Raw genomic sequence first — 17,430 nt, 5'->3', positions numbered from 1 at the left:
CATGCGACGGAGAGCCAAGGCGCATGATGAGAGCTGGCTGCTCAGCTACGCGGATCTGATCACCAACCTGCTGCTCTTCTTCGTCGTGCTGCTCACGGCGGCGAATTTGAACAAGGGCCGGATGCAGCAGATCGTCAAGAGCATGTCCGGTGCCGAGAGCCCGGCGAGCCTGGACTCCATTCGCAAGGAGATCGACGCGCAGATCGCGAGCAAGCAACTGCAGGACATGGTGCACACCAGCGTGTCGGCCGAGGGGCTGGAGCTCTCGCTCAACTCCGGGCTGGTGTTCGACTCGGGCAAGGCGAAGCTGCGTCCCGAATTCGAACAGACCGTGGCGTCGATGCTGCAGGTGCTCGCGCCCTATTCAAAGAAGTACGGCTTCGCGGTCGAAGGGCACACCGACTCCACGCCCATCGTGAACGGAGGGCCATTCGCTTCGAATTGGGAGCTCTCCAGCGCACGCGCGATCGTCGTGAGGCAGCGGCTCGAGGATGTCGGAATCCCGCGCGAGCGGATTCGCGTCGAGGGCTACGCCGACACCAAGCCGCTGCCTGAAGAGCAACTCAAGGGGCTGAGCGCCGAGGAGCGTCTGGCCCGGCACCGCCGCGTCATCGTGAGAATCTACTGATGAGAACCCTCATCTCCCTGCTCGCACTCGCGTTGCCTTTGAGTGCCCTTGCCCAGACGAGCGTCACTCCGGTGCCGCAGAAGCACATTCCCTCGCCCGTGCTGATGGAGCTGCGTGCGCTCGAGAGCCAGTTCGACCTGGCACTGGCGCGCGACTGTGCACCTGAGCGCTGTGTCTCCAAGGGATGCGTCTACCGCGACCACGTGGTGGTCGACATGCCACACTCGTCCTCCCTGCCTGGACTTGGCCAGTCCGAAGGCCCCGGCAGCGTGCCGCCGCAGGAGTACCTCACCAGCGCGCGCTGCGACTTCGCCCACGAGAAGTCCGTCTCGTCTCGCGACGTCCAGGCCCTCGTCAGGCGGCTGGAGCAGCGGCTGTCGAAGGGCTGGCTCCAGGTGACGGTGGGACGTCAAATCCTCGAGCCCATTTCCGCGAGCTTGAGCGAGCCGCCCGAGCCGACCCCGCCGCCCCGCGTCGAGCCTCCGCCCGAGCCCGCGCCCGCCCCACAGCCCGAGCCGCCCGCCAAATGGGAAGCAGGGGTGGCGCTGCGCGAGTTGTGGGTCAGCCTGCTTCCGCACTTCTCGTGGATGATCGCGTTGGTGATGGGAACGATAGCCACCCTGGTCATCATCTGGGCGCTTCGTCGCCTCGGGCGGGAGTCGATCGAGGAAAAGGCGATGCTGGCGCAGCTGGCGGCCGGTACGCTCGGCAAGTCAGATGGCGCCCAGGAGGCCGCTGCACCCGCGGCGGAGCCCCCCCCCGCGGCCCTCCAGGGCCCCTCGGAGGAGGAGCGCGAAGAGAGCGCCTTCGTCACCGAGCAGCAGCGGTTGTGGACCGACCGGATCGCCCAGGCCGAGCTGGGCAAGGACGAGGGCGGCGTGGTGGAGTTGATGCGCGAGTGGTTGAAGGCGCGAGAGTTCGAGCTTCTGGCCAAGGCCATCTTCGTCTTTGGTGACCGGCTGTCCCTGGCGTTCTCCTCGGATGGCGAGCTCGCCATCCGCAAGGTGGAGCTCGCGGAGTTCCTGCGAAACGTGGACCCGGAGCACCTGCCCTCGGACGCTGAGTTCTTTCGCAAGCTCAACCAACATTCCATCTCGTCGTCCCTGCTCGCGCAGTCCGACGCGGAAATCTACCGCAGCCTTCGCGAGGAGTTCGGCAGCGTCGGCGTGGTCCAGCTGCTCGAGAAGCTTCCGCCGCGGTACGGGGCGCTGCTCTTCGCCATGGTGCCCACCGACGGCCAGCAGGAGGTGGCGCGCACCCTGTCGTCCGAGCTTCGCCAGCGGGTCGCAAGTCAGCTGTTGTTGTCCAACCGCATGTCCAAGGAGGAGCGGGGATATCTCTTCGAGGTGCTGGATGCCGCGCGGGCAGGGCTGCCTCTGCCGCCCGCCCCCAAGCCGGCTCCACACGACATCCTCGATCGAGGGCGCGAGCTCGACGCAGCGGGAGCGCTCTCGGTGCTGTTCGCGCACATCAGCGCCGAAGATCGCCAGTCCCTGTTCACGAACGCGCTCCAGCGCTCGAATGGTGTGTTTCCGCGCTGGTACGAGGACATCTTCTATCCAGACATGCTCTTCAAGCTGCCCAATGAGCTTCGAGCGGACATGCTGCTCGAGGTGGATCTCAAGGGGCTTGCCGGCTGGTCCTCGGTTCAGAATCCGGAGTGGCAGGAGAGCTTCATCAGCCGACTCGCGCCCACCATGCAAGAAGCCGTACGGGCAAACCAGGCGTTCGTCTCTCGTGCCGATCAGCTCCGGGTAGCGCAGCGGGGTCACAACGAGCTGGTGTCCGCGGTGAAGAAGTTGGTGGCGCGAGGCAAGGTCTCGTTCTCGGAGATCGTGGCTTGAATGGAAACCCTCGGCCGGACATGTCTGCTCCTTGCGCTCTTCGCCTGCGCCTCCTGTGAGAAGGTGCCAATCACCGACATCCAGGCGGGATTCGCGCTCGCGGACGCAGCCTGGTTCGAGGAGGAGAAGACGCTCTTCATCTTCTATCGCGCCAACGCCCAACAGGGCCTCGGGCCCGAGAGTCAGATCGAAGTCTCCTACCGCACCGATGATGTCGAGCTGCCCTGGACGCCCCTCTCCCAGCTCAGCACGGTGCATACGCACGTACCGGTCGACTGTGGCATCACGAGTCTGTGCGGGAGCACCAGCCTGCACGTGGAGCGCGTTCCGCGACAGGTAGGGGTTCGCCTGCGTTACCACCGCGACGGGGTGCTGGCCCTCACTCCCCCGACGAAACTCAACATCGTCGGCTCAGGACCACCTCACAGGAGCCGGAGCCTCGTCGTGTATGGTGTCTTCGACGAGAGCAACACCCACGTGCAGTGGCGCGCCCGCCACCAATTCCCAACCCTCCGCAACCACGAGGTGCAGGAGCTGGGGTTGCGACGCACCTTCCGCGTCGCCGACCCGCGGCACGGCGATATCGCTCGGCCGCCCGACGACAATCCCTATGGATACGCGTCCACCTCCGCGTGCCCGGATGCGCTGACGCCCCTGGGCTGGGCGCCGCTCGAGACCTCGGCGCGCGCGATTTTCGGTGGCGACGAGCTGCCGTTGTCGGCCTCGACCTCCTCTGGCGTCTGCGCCCGAGCGACCGTGACGGACGCCCAGGGCACATTCGACGCGGTGGCGTTGGCGCGCAAGAACCCCGAGGTTCGCCCCGCCTTCCCCGCCTTGCGCAGCCCCATCCGCGCCAACACCGCCATCGGCTTCCTGTTGAGGCCTTGTAAGAGGACGATCTCCGCTCCCCATCAGTCGATGCAGATGCAGCGGCTCCTGCTCGCGGGCGCGCCCGAAATCTGTATCGACGACTGGAGCGACCCCGGCTTCGCCGCCGAGCTCTCGGCCCGCTTTCGTGCGCGGATCGACGAGGTCCGCACCGAGGGACGGGACATGGTGCTCACCCTGGCCCTTCATCACGATGAACCGAGCGGGAAGCTCGCCGACGTCATCGAGCGGGCGCTGGAGCAGACACTCACCTTCGAGCGTGACAAGAGCTCGCCGCGAGTGAGCGGCGCCTTCGTGTTCGACAGCTTCGCCCACACGCTCGGACGCGCGCCGCTCAAGAATCTGGTGCTCTGGTGCCCCGCGAACCTCCCCGTGGATGATCTCGACCAGGTTCCCGACCAGTCGAAGCACTCCTGTGCCTTGCTGCCGGATATCCCCGACATCCAACTGGGGCCGTTTCGCATCAACAGCCTGCCCATCCTCCCCACCCGTGCGCAGTACCTGAGGTTCGTCTCGAAGTATTCCGAGGCGCAGGCGGGCCAGATGCGCGAGTTGCAGTTCCTGGCACCCGAGCGCACGCCGATTTCAGAGAACATCCAGGTCGGCGAATTCGGCGTCATCACCTTCTTCAACAATGAAGTCCTGACGGCAGCGCCGGGTGACGTCTTCTCGCATTGCAACTCGGGCAACCCGCGCGCTGCCTACGTTGTCTTTCGCACCCCGTTAAGCCCCATGCCAGCTCCGTTGGAAGCGTTGCCCGAGCTTCACGAGGCGACCCCCCAGCCGGTCTATGCACTGGGGCTGCGCTGGGACTTTCCCTTTATCACGCGCCTTCAATACGAGGTCTTTCTCGCTGGGGCGGCCAGCGCCTTCTCGCTCACCGTGCCCTTCGGCATTCCGAGCACGAACGATGCGACGTACGGCCCCGAGATGTGGTTGGAGGACGAATTCCCCCTCGACGACACGCTCCTGCAGTGCACACGCTTCTGTGAGCATCCGACCTTCGACTCGGGCGGCGTCTACAACGTCACCAGGCGCTTCCGAGAGAGCTACCGCAACGAGTGCTACCGCCCACGCTACCCGGCTCCGGCCGACGGAGGCTTTCCTCATGATCCGTAGCGTGCTCCTCATCGCCTGTCTGGCGCTGCCGTGGACGACTTGGGCCGCCGAGGAGCCAGCCGCCGATTCCACGCAGCCGGAGCCGGCTCGCGGCGACGACGCGCAGACGGCCGATTCCGAATCCAAGGAGGAGGACACGACGATCGAGCGTCATCGCACGCCGTTCGAGGTGCTCAACGAGCGGATGATCGGTACAGCGTCCCGAGCCGTGCGCTTCGATTGGCGCCAGACACAGGCCAGCGTCGGGTTGGTGGGCAGTCAGCTCCTCGAGCTCAACAACTTCAAGAGCAGTCGGCTGGGCGGGTTCGTTCGCAAGCCCATCGGAGACTTCCTGGGCGAAATCGCCATCACCCGGGTGTTCACGCGGGGGAGCGCGAGCACGGAGAAGCTGGCACTCACGCCCTACCGCCAGTCCGGGCGTCCCAGCCGCTTCGAGCTGGACATCAACCTGGGCTACCCGCTCGCCGAAGGGGTGGCGACGGCACGGCCGGGTTTCTTTCCCGCGACTGAGTTGGTGTTCTCGGCGAACGCGGGTCTGCGCTACCTGTTCTACCCGGGCTCCCTTTCCGGCGCGAGCTTCGGCGAAACCGTTACGTCGCTCTTCGCGCTGAAGCTGTCGGAGCGGGAGATCGAAAACCTCGAGCGCTCGCGGCTGCCCGGAATGCAGCTCGATGGCGCGCGATACAGCCTCCTTACGGGGCTCTCCCTCGACGTCTACTTCCAATCCGGTGGCTTCTTGTCTCCGCGCGTCATGATCGCGCTGCCGCTCATCTCAGGAGTTGACGGTTCCGGACTCGGCTGGTGGTGGGAGCTGAACTTCGGCGCGGGGTGGGCGTTTTGATGTCCTGGGCCGTCCCCCTCCTCGCGCTCACCCTGGCGACCGCCGAGGTGGAGAGCGAGCCTCCGTCGAATCAGACGCTCGTCTTCTACAACGCGCGGCTGGCCCTTCGGGAGGAGCGGCCGGAGGAGGTGCTCAAGCTCTGGTTGCTCCACAACAGCCTGGCCAACCTGGGTGAGCGCGGGAGCCATGACGAGGAGTTCCGCTCCGTCGTATGGGCCGCGCTGGGCAATCGTGGGCTGTGTCAGGACGGTTTTCCCAAGGACGCTCAAGGGGGCGCGGGCTTGTGGCCGCTGGCACTGCACAACTGGGTGACCCAGGCGATGGTCAAGGGTCCGCCGCCTGAGATACCGGCTCCCTTCAAGGCGTTCGAAGTCGGGCGGCAGCAGCGGTTCATCTCACTCCAGGATGTCCTCTCGGCCCCAGAGCTGCGCTCGGTGAGTTTCTTCCGCGGCAGCTGCCTCCTTCCCTACCTCACGATGTTCGAGTCGGGTCAGTTGCCCGAGTTCAAGCCGGGGCACCTCTTACCCCGGTATGACCTCGACGATCGCCTCAGCTCGGGGCTGCTGCTGCGTCGGCTCCTGAAGCTGTCTCTTCAGACCCTGGTGCGCGAGAAGGTGCAGAGCGTCGCCGCGGTGGAGGCGCGCATTTTCGACCTCGATCTCGCACTGGTGCGGCTGCGGGCCCGGCAAGCCCGTCAACAGGGCGCCACGGCGGAGCAGCGGGCCCGAAACGCCGGCATCTCCAGCGAAGGGATTCGCGAGGTGCGTGAAGCGGCCGTGGCGTGGCCGGAGAATTCGGAGCAGGCGGCCTTCTTGCGACGGAGCCTGACCTGGCGGGCGGATGAGTGGCTGACCTTGAACCGCCAGCGGCGCCTCTTTCTGTTCGCGCAGGCACGACCCTTGGCCCGGGACGCTCGAGCCCTGGAGCAGCTCGTGCTCGACATCATCGACGCGCTCATCGAGCGCAAGGCAGGCGATGAGTTGGAGGCGTGGATCGGCCACCTGGACGCGAGCGAGACACCGAGCAGGCGCGGTGCGCTCATCGCGGGTGAACGAGGCAAGCGGCTCCTCGAGCTCGAGCCTGGCACCGGCTTTCGGGAGCGGTCGGTCATCGCGTTGCACCGGGGCGTCACCTTCCTCGAGTCCGGACAGCAGCAGGACGCGCTGCGCTCGTTCGCCTATGCGATGGCGACGGCGGAGGAGTCTCGCGAATCGGCTGCCGTCCGGGCGCTCGCCCGGAGGTGGTTGTCCTATGTGCTGTCGCGCTACGAGACCAGCGAGGAGGTCATCGCCACGTTGAAGGCCTTGGTGCCGCGGCAGGAGTACAACCCGGTCATCGAGGATCTGGTCTGGAGGGCCGCGCTGAGGAGCGATGAGCGCTCGTTCGAGCGGGTGGTGGCGAGCGCGCGGCGCGGCGGGGCGTTCGACGCGCACATCGCACGGCTGCGTCCGCTCGCACAGGGCAAGCCGGGTGAGATGGCGACGCGGCTTCGCGACGCGGCGGCCGAGGAGCCCTACCTCACGCTGCGCTTCGTGCGGCAGCTCCTGGAGCACCTCGAGGCCGAAGACGCGGACGTGCGCGCGGCGAATGTTCCCATGCTGAAGCTCGTCATCCGTGTCCTCGACTCGCTCGCGGCAAAAACGGGAGGGAGCAATGCGCACGTCCGCACGGCGGAAGAGCTCCGCGCCCGTGCGCAGGCCATCCTCGATGGATTGAGCTACCTCGACACTTCGGCCGAGGGGAGGGCCCGTGCCCTATCGCCCCGCCATGAGGCATTCGCTGGCAACATCCGACTGGCTCCAGCGGATCCGCTGCCGTGGCCGTTCCGGACGTCGGAAACCGAGGCGCCCTCGGCCTTCACGCCCCTTTCACTGCAACCGGTGGAGTGGCGGGACGCGAATGGCGCGCTGGTGTTCGGCTGGAGGATCACCGAATGACGCCGCGTGAGCTGCGGCGAGAGATGCGCCAGCGCCGCGAGGAATTGCGCCGCTCGCTGGCGCTCATGCGACAACAGGCACGCGAGCGTGTGCGGCAACTCCCAGCAGTGCGCCGCGAGAGGAACCGCCGACGCGTACGTCGTGCGGTGGGCCTGGCGTTGCTGCTCTTGCTCGCCTGCCTGACGCGCTGCGAGTGCCAGCAGGCGCCACCGCCAGCGAAGGCCGTGGTGCAGGAGAAGCCTGAGGTAAAGCCGAAGACTCCCGCGCCTGCCCCGCCCAGGCGCGAACCGCTCCGGGCCCAGGTCAAGCCCCTGCCGCGCGGTAGCTATCAAGGGGAGACGCAAGCGCCGCCGACCTGGCTTGAAGACTTTCGCCTGCAGGTCGCGGCGCGCAGCCCCCGGCTCGCGCAGTGCTTCACGGGGACGGACAGGCCTGGCGTGTTGCGCTGGACGGCCTCGGTGAACCCGGAGAGCGGCGCGGTGGCGGACCACGAGCTCGAGCCCCTGGGCCCAGGCGCGGAGCTGAAGCGCGAGCAGCGCGACTGTGTCGTGCGCGCTCTCTCCAGCCCTACGTACCGGTTGAGCTCACAGCAGGCCCAGGTGCTGCCCAATCGGATCAGCCTCGTGATTGAGTTCTAACTGCGCACGCCTTTCGGCACGGTGCTCCAGGAGAGGTTCGTGGGAGCCTAACGTTAGCGTGTGCCCTGGCGAGGTGTGGCTGGGGAGGGGCAGGTGGAGGAGCGTGGGTGGACGTACCGGCGGAGGCAGCCGGCGGGGACGAGGATGTACGAGGTGGTGAGGGACACGGGCTTCGAAGCGGGCCCCGGCATGGGGACCACCCCAGCAGGCGTGGTGCTGAGCCTGGCGCAGCCACTGCTAGTACTACTCGGTTACTTCGGGCGCCCTCCGAGGAGGAGTTTCCCTCGGAGTTCCACGGTGGCCCTCGGGAAGTGACCGGGTCGTACTAGGGCCGAACCACTCCGTTCACTTCTCGAAGATGGTGGCGAATCCCGGCGGAACGAACTCCGGAGTCCACCCCTGTGCCCGAATGCGCCCCAACGCCTGTCCCAAGGCACGATGCTCGGGCGTGCCAGGGACATCCCACAAGGCCCAACCCACCTGGACATGGGTATCGAGCCGGCCATCCATGTTCGAGATTCGGAAGGAGATCGGTGCGTCCATCGGGCGATCCTCAAGCGGCCCGGCGACCCAGGCCTCGCCATCGCGGAGCACGATGGGGGCATCCCATGTGTTTCCTCCCGCATCGCGAAGGCGCAGACCTCGGACGGGCTCCTCGTCGAACAGACGCGCGCGGGCGTAGGTACAGACCAGCGTCTCGAAGGTAACGAGGTAGTCGGGGCCGGGAGACTTCTGGGCCAGTGCCGTCATGCACCAGTGGGTGAGCACGTCCTGGGTCAGCTCGGGCACCACCGAGGCTTCGAGTCGGCCGGAGCTGTAGACGGCCTGCGCCGAGACCCTCGGGGGCTGGTGCTCCTCTCGGATGTGGAAGGATGGCACCGCGGGGAACACGTCCTGCTCGAAGAAGGGCAGCTCCCGGGTGCGGCAGGCGAGGACGAGATCCAGCGCGAGGGGACGGGCCACTGGCGCCAGGGCATTGATGACGTCCAGCACGCGCCGCATGAGCACCTCGGCCATAGGAACCTCGGCCTCGGGAAGGAGCGCGAACCGGATGACGTTCCCCGGCGGCTTGTGAAGCAGACAATCGCGAATCATATGTTCTCCCTGACCCACTGACCCGGCGTCACCTGCCCGGGTGTCTGGTTTCGCAATCTGGCGAGGAGTACCCCGCTCATGTCGAAGATGTTGAGGAAGTCCACGTGCTTCCTCCATTTCAACGTCTCGGCAGCCTTCTCTGCGTTGAGCTTCTGCACGAGATCATCGAACAGGTTGCCCGTCTCGTAGACCTTCTGGGTAACGACATCGCGAGTCGTCCAGTTACCGTCTGCATCGAACACTTTCTCTCTGTGGGGGCCCAGGGGCGTGGTATTCAGAGGCCACTCTATCCTCAGCCCGCCCTCGTAGGTGCCCGGGGGCCGCGGCTGAATCCCATTGCGCACGTCATCAGGAATCTTCCTCGCGCCGTGGGTGACGCCCGGAACCAGATCCGTCTCCTTTCTGACCTCCGACGCGGGAGTGAGCATCTCTATCCTGCGAGTGACTTGGGTCTGGCCGCCAGCGGGGCCTTGCTCAACGATGACGTCGAACGATGTGCCCCCGGATTTGCCATCCTGGCCGACCCAGACCACGACCTGCGCCGAGGGAGAGGCCGCCCGCGCCTCCTGAAGAACGTGCCGGGCCGCCAGGAGCTCCGAGACATGGTCCGGGATGCGATCCGCATCGCGCGTGGAGACAGCATGAACCCAGTCCTCCATTCCCTTGATCAGATTCTGCTTCTGCAACTCGGCCATCTCGTTGATGATATGCAGTTCCGCAGGACGGTTGATGCTGAGCAGCTTCTGCTCGATGTCCGTGAGCTCACTGCTCACGTTCCATCCACTCCCCGCGCTTTGGGAGAGGATGGCCCGGGCGGGCGCAAGGCTTGCGCCGATGTTGTTGAGCCCGGCCCCGGGCTGCGGACTCGTTCCCGCCATCGCCACGAATCCGCGGCCCGGGGCCAGGGAATCGGCCTGGGCCTCGTGGGTGCGCAGCTGGGACTCGACGTTGGAAATCTCCCGCTGGAGGGCCTCGCGCTCCGCCACTGTTGCGGGGGAGGCCCGGCCGCTCACGCCTCGGATGCTGTTGTCGATGCGCTGCTGAACTCCTTCCAGCGACGTGAGGATCGCCTGGAGCTTCTTGACCTCCAGCTGTGACTCGAAGCCTTGAGAGCCATAGCCGGGCATGCCGGTCAGCGTCTCCTGAAGACGACTCTTCAGCTCGCGGAGCTTGCCCAACGGGCCGTCGTACTTCTGGAGCTCGCGCGCGATGTCCATGTGCGCCTTGAGCTGGGCCGGCGAGACGTTGGGGCCCACCTCCACGCGGACCCGGCCGTTGTCATAACGCACGTGCGCGGTGCTGCCCGCCAGCTCCTGATTGCGCACCACGGGGATTTCCCGAGGCTGGAATCCCTGAAGCCCCTTGGTGACGGCCGCCGAGGTCAATCCGCCGGTGAACCCGCCGATGACGCCATCCGTGCCGGCCTGCACGGCCACCTGGCTCAGCCCGTCCCAGAAACCGTTCTTCCACGTCTCACTGCGAGTGGCGGCATCCGCGGCGCCACCTGTGGCTCCGCCGACCAGGCCTTCCTTGAAACCTTGTTTCGAGACACTCCAGAGCGTGTTCTCAGCGGTTTCCTTCACCGCCGTGTTGGCCGCCGTCTTCGCGGCGGAGGTGCCCACGACGCTCGCGCCCTTGGTCACGGGCAAGACGACCGTTCCACCCTCGACCGCCCCAATCAAGGCCTGACGTCCGGCATCCTCCCAGCCGGCAGCGCCTCCTTGAATCAGCTCATAGGTGGCGGCTCGAGTGGTCGCGCCCAGGGTGGCATAACCGGCAACGGCCAGCGGAGTGGCAGCGCCTCCCGTCACCACCACGGCTGTCGTGGTCGCCGCCACCACCGCGGCCGTCGAGACGCCTTCCGCGAGCGAAGCCTTGCTGCTCTGGAGCGCCTTCAAGTCATCCGTGGCGAACCCAATATAGAGGTTGGCCGTCTCGGTGTCGCCGGTCTTGATGGCTTGCTCCGCGCCAGCCAGAGCCCGGTTGAGCCTGTCATTGTCTGATTCACCCTTGATGGTGCGCTGGATGCCGTCCAGCAGCCAGGTGCCAAAGCCAGACTCGTTTTGTTGCTGCTCGCGCAGGCGACGCGCGTACTCCTGCTTCGCGTTGGGATCCTTCTCATCCACGGCTCCCAGATCAAAACCTTGCTTGACCAGCTCCAGGTGATCACTACCACTCAGCTCCGAGTCCAGTCCGGAACGCAAGTCCTTCCCATATTTCCGCTGATAGGCGGCGGCGATGTCATTGATATCCGCCTTGGATTTGTCCTTTAGCACGTTCCGGATGACGTCCTCGTCCGTGCCCATTCCCTCCATGGCCAGGTGGAGTTTCTCGGCGGAGGCTTCGGCCTGGGCCTTCTTGTCGCCTTCCTTTGGGGGATTGAGAAGGCGCAGGGTCACGTCCTTGTCCGGGCCGTCCCACTTGCGAATCTGATCCTCCAGGGACTTGCCCGTCAGCTTCTGGTACTCGGCCTTGATGGCGGCCAGCTCCTCGGGCTTCTTGCCCTCGAGCACATTGCGCACGCCCTCTTCATCCACCCCGAAGAAGCCATTCATGGCGCTGGTGAGGCGCGCCGCATCCGCCTTGGCCGGATTGTCCTGAAGCAGCCCCATGGCCCGGTCGTAGTCATCCTGGCCCAACTCGTCCTTCAGGCGGTTCTTGAGCGCCTCATCCTGCGCCAGGAGCTTGCGCTGCGCCGGGGTGGCTTTTTCCAGACGCTCGAAGATGCGGTCCTCGTCCGTGCCCAGCCCGTTCATGTCCTTCTCGAGGCCGTCCTTGAGGGCCTGGGCTTCCAGCTGCTCTCGTTGCTCGGGTGTCTGGGCTTGACCGGCGGCGAGCATGTTGCGCGCCCGGCTCAGCTGCTCCGAGTTGAGCGACCCGCTCAACTTGCTCAGCATGAAGTCTTGCGCCGTCTGGCCCGCCTTGGGCCCGCCATTCATTTCCGCGAACTTCTGGGCGGTGGCCTGGCGTTGCTCGGGAGTCTGCTTCTCCAGCACCTCGAGGAGGTCTTCGTTCGAGCCGAAGACGCCGTCCAGCTCCGCCTGGACCTGCACCGCGGCGCTCTTGGCCGCGTCACCCTGGAGCAGGGCTTGGGCGTGCTTCAGATCCGCGCCGCTCAGGTCATTGCGAATGACCGAGTCCAGATCCTTGCCGTAGTGCTTGTAAGCCTTGCGAATGAGAGCGATCTGCTCGGGAGACTTGCCCTCGAGCGTCTTGAAGACCTTCTCCTCGTCCGTGCCCCAACTGGTGCCGCCCTCCATGGCGTCATAGAGCTGGGCGGCGTCCCGGCCAGCCTGGGCCTGGGTGTAGGAAGGCGTCTGAGGCTGAGTCTGGGGCTGGGTGGCGCCAGCGGTGTTGGGCTGCGCGGAGTCCGCCACCATCATCCGCTGGAGCGCGTCCGGAACCCTGGCCTCCGTCATGGCCTTCTGTCGCTCCGCGGAGCCGGGAGGCGCCGAGAAGATTTTCGCGGCCGCGTTCGCGGACAGGGTGCCCGCGGGCTGGTAGTTGGGCTTGTCCTTCAGGAAGGCCTGGAGGTTGTCGTAGCCCTTGCCAGTGGAGGGGTCCACGATGCGAGTCCCCTGGCGAACCACGACGTGGCCGGATTGGCCCTCTACGCCGGGGCGGGAATCCTTGAGGAACACCAGCTCCGAGCGCGCTCGAAGGGGGGGCGTGGCCTTGTCCACCCAGTCCGCGGCGAGATCCAGGCAGTTGACCTTCCCGTCGCGACTATCCTCCGTGAGGAGCGATGTGGGAGTGCCCGTCAGCGAGGGGCCACCCTTGGGGCCGCCCTGGTCGAAGCTGGAGCGCTCAGTGGGGTTGGGGCGAGTCCCGGCCGCCTTGGGCTCCACCGGTTTGGGAGCGACAGGGCGCTCTTGCTCGGGCGTGCGCCGCACCGGAATCTGATTCAAGGGCCGCTGTCTGTTTCCCGTTCCATCGAGTGCCATGGTGCACCTTTCCGCCCACCGGCTTGTGATGGAGGCCTGGAGCTGCCCCCATGTTGTGTTCACCGCAACTAATAACAACTCACCTGAATTCTCGTGATGAATGGGATTGAAGTTGCGTGGGTTCGCTTCGAATTCGTCGTTCAGTAGGAGCGGGCCGAAGCGCGCAGGAGAGGAGAGGTGAAGGAGAGTTCCCGCAGCTGCATGCGAAGGTGGGTGGTGATCTCCAGGCGTCGGGGAGGACCCTCGTCTTGAGAGTGGATACGGGAGTGGGTGTCCAGCTCCAGCTCGTACTGAAGGGGCCAGAGGCGATCCACGCGCATGAGGCACCCTCCCTGCCCGCGAATTTGCGTGCGGGGGGCGGAGGTTGAGGCGGGGGCGAGCAGCTCCAGCCGCATTCCGAGCTGGTTTTTTTCCAAGCTCTTGAGTTCCACCGTGGTGGTGACATCGGGCGTCTGGGGGCCGCCCTGGGTGTGGTGCTCCCAGCGTGCTCCGAGCCCCACCGGGTCCGGGGGAAGAAAGGTGCCCATTCCCGCGAGTGACTTGAGCATGTGTTGCAGGGACTGGCTGAGGGCGGAGGAGAGGTCCGCTGGGAGTGCCATCTGGAAGTGGTTCGAGCGTCCCTGAGCGCCCACTCGTCCCTCACCGCGCAGGCCAGGAAGGGGGCTGAGCTCGGCGCGGAGGGCCTCGGCGTCTTTTTGGGGAGTGCCACCCTTCACGAGAAGGTCTATCTGCTCCAGGACGAAGCGGTAGTGGATCTCCCCATCCGGGGACACACGCATGACATCCACGGAGAGCGCCATCTGGACACCGGGCGGAGGAGGTAACTCCCGAGTCCTGCCGGCATATCGCACGGAAGTATTGCTTTCCGAACGCACGGCAATTCGCTGGACGCTCCCCGCCAGTGGGCGAAGCTGGAGCAACGTTTGGGGCGCCTGGCCCTGATGAAGAACCTTCACGAGCGCACCCTGGGTAGTGGAGCGCGCATCAGCGCACACCACCGGCCGATGGCGCAGCGGTCACTGAAGGCTCCAGTATCGCTCGCGCTCCACCCGCTCCCTTCACGTACGCCAATACACTCCGCTTTCCTCCACACCTCACTCAGACGAACACGTCGAAGTCGAACGTCCTCCTGAGCAACTCGGCCTGGTCTACTCACGGCGTCATCTCCTTCGTCGGCTCCTTGCTGACCGCTGCCTGGGGCGCCACGCTCGCCCTTTCCGCACCTGATTGGGAAAGCCGTACGAGTAGCGAAAGGGGTCATGGAAATGGACATAGGTGGGCTCATCGCCACTCCGTGCGTGAAGGGCCAGGGGCTGTCCCGGGCTTTCGGAGGTAAAAGAGGGAATGGCCCGGCCGGCGTCCCAAAAAATCTTTCGGTTGCTCGCGTGTGGTCCCATAAAGACCTTCCTTCTGGAAACATCCTCAACGGCCAGCCCCCCAGCGCCTGCGTGCAATCCGCCAGGCGGGGCCGGGTGCACCCTGGGGGCCAGAGCCATGTCCTCAGAAAGACTTGAAGAGCGCTTGGATTACCCGGCTACGCCGAGCCTTGTTCTCGCTCGAGTCCCTCGCTGTCGGGTAGACCGGGGCAGTTGCCCACCCCGGCCCCCCCTGACCCGGATGTGCGGAATTCCCGTAACTGCTCGCCCCGGAGCCGCTGCGCGCGTTCGCGGTGCGCTACCTGGCGTACGCGCTGGAGGAGGGCGACACGGTGAAGGCTGTGGTGAAGAGGCTGGGGGTGTCGGAGCCGACGTTGCAGGCGTGGAGGCGAGGGCAGACGCCCGGCCGCTTCATCTCCTCAAGACTTCACCCTCTGCCCCTCATGACCCCGGCGGGAGGAGTCATCATTCCGTCACGGCTTCACACGCAGGACATCCACCGAGACCTCCAGCGAGCCCATGCGGAAATACGGGCGGCCCGCATAGTCGAGCGTCTCCACGCGCTCCACGGTGATGATGTACTCGAGCGCCCCCACGCGCGTGCGTCGGGAGACTCCGGCCTTCAGCTCCGCGGCCGTGAAGGAAATCTGCCCCTTCTCCTCGTCGCCATGTCCGGAGTCCAGCGTCGACCGGCCGCTCAGCGGGAGGATGACGTCCGGGGCAATCGAGCCCCCCTCGAAGTTGTACGCCTGCCCCTCCCAGAAGAAGAAGTGGGCGTAGCCGAGCGCACCTTCCCCATTGGGCGCCTGGACGATGAGCGTCGTCCCCGTGCAGCAGAACGGCCCCACGGGGGCGTTGTCGTTGGGAACGCCGTCCTGCGGCAGCCGGTAGGAGCCCACCAGCCGCTCCTGCTCCTCGGGCGTGAGCCCATCGCCACCACAACCCGTGCCTAGGACCGACACGACAGCCAACGCCATCCAGCACAGCTTCTTCATTCCACGCATGGGTTTTCCCTCCGCGCTCTCGCGCAATGGACGCGGCCCCGTGCAACACACGCGCCACGCTTGCCTGCTCGGCTGCACGCGAGGAGCGTGGCGCGCGAAAGCGACAGACTGACCGTGAGACGTCCCGGGACGCGGGACAGACTGTCAGGGCAGGTCCACCAGCTCGGCCAGCGTGCCCAACACGGACAAAGAGACCGCGCGGCCGCCGTCCACCTGGAGTGTAGAGGTCCGCGCGACGGAGGGGCGGGTGGAGTTGATGGCCGACCGCCGCCCCGGTGTCTCCCTCTCAGGACGTTGTCCCCATGGACAAGGGATCCCGAACATGCTCCGCCAGGTACTCGATCAACGCGGACACCGGGGGTGGAAGGCCCCGACGGCTGGTGAAGACGAGGTAGATGATTCCCTCCTGGGTGTGCCAGTCCGGAAACACCCGGACGAGCTGGCCGGAGCGCAGGGCGGGGCCGCAGAGTGCTTCGGGCAACAGGGCGACCCCCAGCCCGGAGATCGCCGCTCCTCGGACGGCCTGGCAATCCCCACACGACAGGCGGGGCATGTGGTGGAGGGTGAAGGTCCGCTGCTCGGGTCCAAGGAGCGCCCAGGTGTCCTGCCCTTCCCGTTCGTTGATGCTCAGGGTGGGAACCGATGCCAGTTGTTCCACGTTCCGCTCATCGCCGAGGCGGTCGGCCCATGCCGGAGCCGCGACGAGGATGCAGTTGCTCTGGGTGAGCTTGCGCACGGTGAATGACGCGTCGATGTCGAGCGAGGGGCTCACTCGCAGCGCGAGGTCGATGCGCTCGGCGATGAGATCGACCCGCCGGTTGGTGGCCACCACCTGCAGGTTCACCCGGGGGTGGCGCTCCATGAAGCGGACGAGATGACATCCCAGGGAATCCATCAGGCCCTGGGGACAGTTGAACCGGACCGTTCCATGCGGCTCGCCCTGGGTGGCGGCCACCACGGCCTCGGCCCGGTTCACCTCCGCCATCACGCTCTGGCAGTGGTCGTAGAAGGCCTGCCCGACGTCGGTGACGCGGAAGCGGCGCGAGGAGCGTTCGATCAGCCGGACCCCAAGGCGCTCCTCGAGCCGCGCCACCCGGCGGCTGAGCTTCGATTTGGGCTGCCGCAGCACCCGTCCCGCCGGCGCGAAGCCTCCGTGCGCGACGACCTCGGTGAAGAAGAACATGTCATTCAAGTCCCGCATCGAGCCCTCATCGTTCCGTTTCCAGAACGCAGGTTCCCATGAAATCCACCTTTCGAGCCAATCGTTCCAAATTAGATCCCTCTCGTTGGCGATGAACTTCCTCCGCCGACGACAGGGAGACACGACGATGAGCAACAAGCTGCAGGGCAAGGTGGCCGTGGTGACGGGGGGAAATTCGGGAATTGGCCTCGCCACGGCGAAGCGTTTCGCCGCCGAGGGCGCCAGGGTCTTCATCACCGGCCGTCGTCAAGCGGAGCTGGACGCCGCGGTGAAGGAGATCGGACCCCTGGCCACGGGGATCCAGGGCGACGTGTCCAAACTGGCCGACATCGATCGGCTCTACGAGGTGGTGAAACAGAAGGCAGACGCCGTGGACATCGTCTTCGCCAATGCGGGCACGGCGGGGTTCGCTGCCCTGGGCTCCATCACGGAGGAGCACTTCGACGACATCTTCAACACCAACGTCAAGGGCGTCCTGTTCACGGTCCAGAAGGCCCTGCCCCTGCTGCGCGAGGGGGCTTCCATCATCATCAACGGCTCGACAACAAGCGCCATGGCCACTCCGGCGTTCAGCGTCTACAGCGCGACCAAGGCCGCCTTGCGCAGCTTCGCCCGCAACTGGATCCTCGATCTGAAGGGTCGCCCCATCCGCGTCAACGTCCTCAGCCCGGGCGCTACCCGAACGCCCGGAAGCCACACCCTCCACACCCTCGTCGGGGGCGAGGAGCACGCGCGGACGGTCTACGAGCAGTTCGCCGCCATCGTCCCGATGGGCCGGATAGCGGACCCCGACGAGATGGCCAAGGTGGCGGTGTTCCTCGCCTCGGATGACAGCAGCTACGTCAACGGCATCGAGCTCTTCGTCGACGGCGGCATGGCCCAGGTCTGAGCCATGCCGTGTCTCCCCGGGCGCAG

12 protein-coding genes are annotated in these 17,430 nt (G+C 66.1%); 7 read left to right on the top strand and 5 right to left on the bottom strand.

The genetic code is table 11. The features are described from left to right. The first annotated feature begins 1 nt into the window (after window position 1). From F0U60_RS10165 to F0U60_RS10140, 6 genes are read left to right on the top strand one after another with little or no spacing between them, the layout of a single operon-like run. On the top strand, window positions 2-628 hold the full coding sequence (locus F0U60_RS10165) for a flagellar motor protein MotB (RefSeq protein WP_395817262.1): 627 nt from the start codon (window positions 2-4) through the stop codon (window positions 626-628). Next, a complete protein-coding gene (locus F0U60_RS10160) occupies window positions 628-2,472 on the top strand; it encodes a hypothetical protein (RefSeq protein WP_395817259.1) in 1,845 nt (614 codons plus the stop codon). The genes F0U60_RS10165 and F0U60_RS10160 overlap by 1 nt, the downstream gene beginning before the upstream one ends. Beyond that, complete coding sequence (locus F0U60_RS10155) at window positions 2,473-4,479, top strand: hypothetical protein (protein WP_395817257.1); 2,007 nt, start codon at window positions 2,473-2,475, stop codon at window positions 4,477-4,479. After that, window positions 4,469-5,320, top strand: coding sequence for a hypothetical protein (locus F0U60_RS10150; RefSeq protein ID WP_395817254.1), 852 nt, complete (start codon window positions 4,469-4,471; stop codon window positions 5,318-5,320). Before F0U60_RS10155 ends, F0U60_RS10150 begins: the two co-directional genes overlap by 11 nt. Next, window positions 5,320-7,257 carry a hypothetical protein gene (locus tag F0U60_RS10145; protein ID WP_395817251.1) on the top strand — a complete coding sequence of 646 codons (1,938 nt, stop codon included), beginning with the start codon at window positions 5,320-5,322 and terminating at the stop codon, window positions 7,255-7,257. The genes F0U60_RS10150 and F0U60_RS10145 overlap by 1 nt, the downstream gene beginning before the upstream one ends. Next, on the top strand, window positions 7,254-7,895 hold the full coding sequence (locus F0U60_RS10140) for a hypothetical protein (RefSeq protein ID WP_395817249.1): 642 nt from the start codon (window positions 7,254-7,256) through the stop codon (window positions 7,893-7,895). Before F0U60_RS10145 ends, F0U60_RS10140 begins: the two co-directional genes overlap by 4 nt. Window positions 7,896-8,240: 345 nt before the next feature. On the opposite strand, the gene F0U60_RS10135 is transcribed toward F0U60_RS10140, so the two are convergent. From F0U60_RS10135 to F0U60_RS10115, 5 genes are all read right to left on the bottom strand, one after another. Then, the gene (locus F0U60_RS10135) at window positions 8,241-8,990 is read right to left on the bottom strand and encodes a hypothetical protein (RefSeq protein ID WP_395817246.1); all 750 of its coding nucleotides are present in this window, start codon (window positions 8,988-8,990) and stop codon (window positions 8,241-8,243) included. Further along, window positions 8,987-12,934, bottom strand: coding sequence for a hypothetical protein (locus F0U60_RS10130; protein WP_395817243.1), 3,948 nt, complete (start codon window positions 12,932-12,934; stop codon window positions 8,987-8,989). Before F0U60_RS10130 ends, F0U60_RS10135 begins: the two co-directional genes overlap by 4 nt. Window positions 12,935-13,074: 140 nt before the next feature. Continuing rightward, window positions 13,075-13,713, bottom strand: a complete 639-nt coding sequence (locus tag F0U60_RS10125; protein WP_395817239.1) for a hypothetical protein — start codon at window positions 13,711-13,713, stop codon at window positions 13,075-13,077. A 1,070-nt stretch (window positions 13,714-14,783) separates the two neighbouring features. Continuing rightward, the gene (locus F0U60_RS10120) at window positions 14,784-15,314 is read right to left on the bottom strand and encodes a hypothetical protein (protein WP_395817237.1); all 531 of its coding nucleotides are present in this window, start codon (window positions 15,312-15,314) and stop codon (window positions 14,784-14,786) included. Window positions 15,315-15,600: 286 nt separating this feature from the next. Next, entirely contained in the window at window positions 15,601-16,515 is a 915-nt protein-coding gene (locus F0U60_RS10115) for a LysR substrate-binding domain-containing protein (RefSeq protein WP_395817234.1), read from the bottom strand. 127 nt (window positions 16,516-16,642) lie between these two features. Here F0U60_RS10115 and F0U60_RS10110 point away from each other — a divergent pair, with 127 nt between their 5' ends. Next, complete coding sequence (locus tag F0U60_RS10110; RefSeq protein WP_395817230.1) at window positions 16,643-17,404, top strand: SDR family oxidoreductase; 762 nt, start codon at window positions 16,643-16,645, stop codon at window positions 17,402-17,404. The last annotated feature ends 26 nt before the right edge of the window (window positions 17,405-17,430 follow it).

Source organism: Archangium minus, assembly GCF_044360475.1.
Classification (GTDB): domain Bacteria; phylum Myxococcota; class Myxococcia; order Myxococcales; family Myxococcaceae; genus Archangium; species Archangium minus.
Note: the sequence above shows the minus strand (reverse complement) of the source record. Positions and strands in the feature narration are given on the sequence as shown.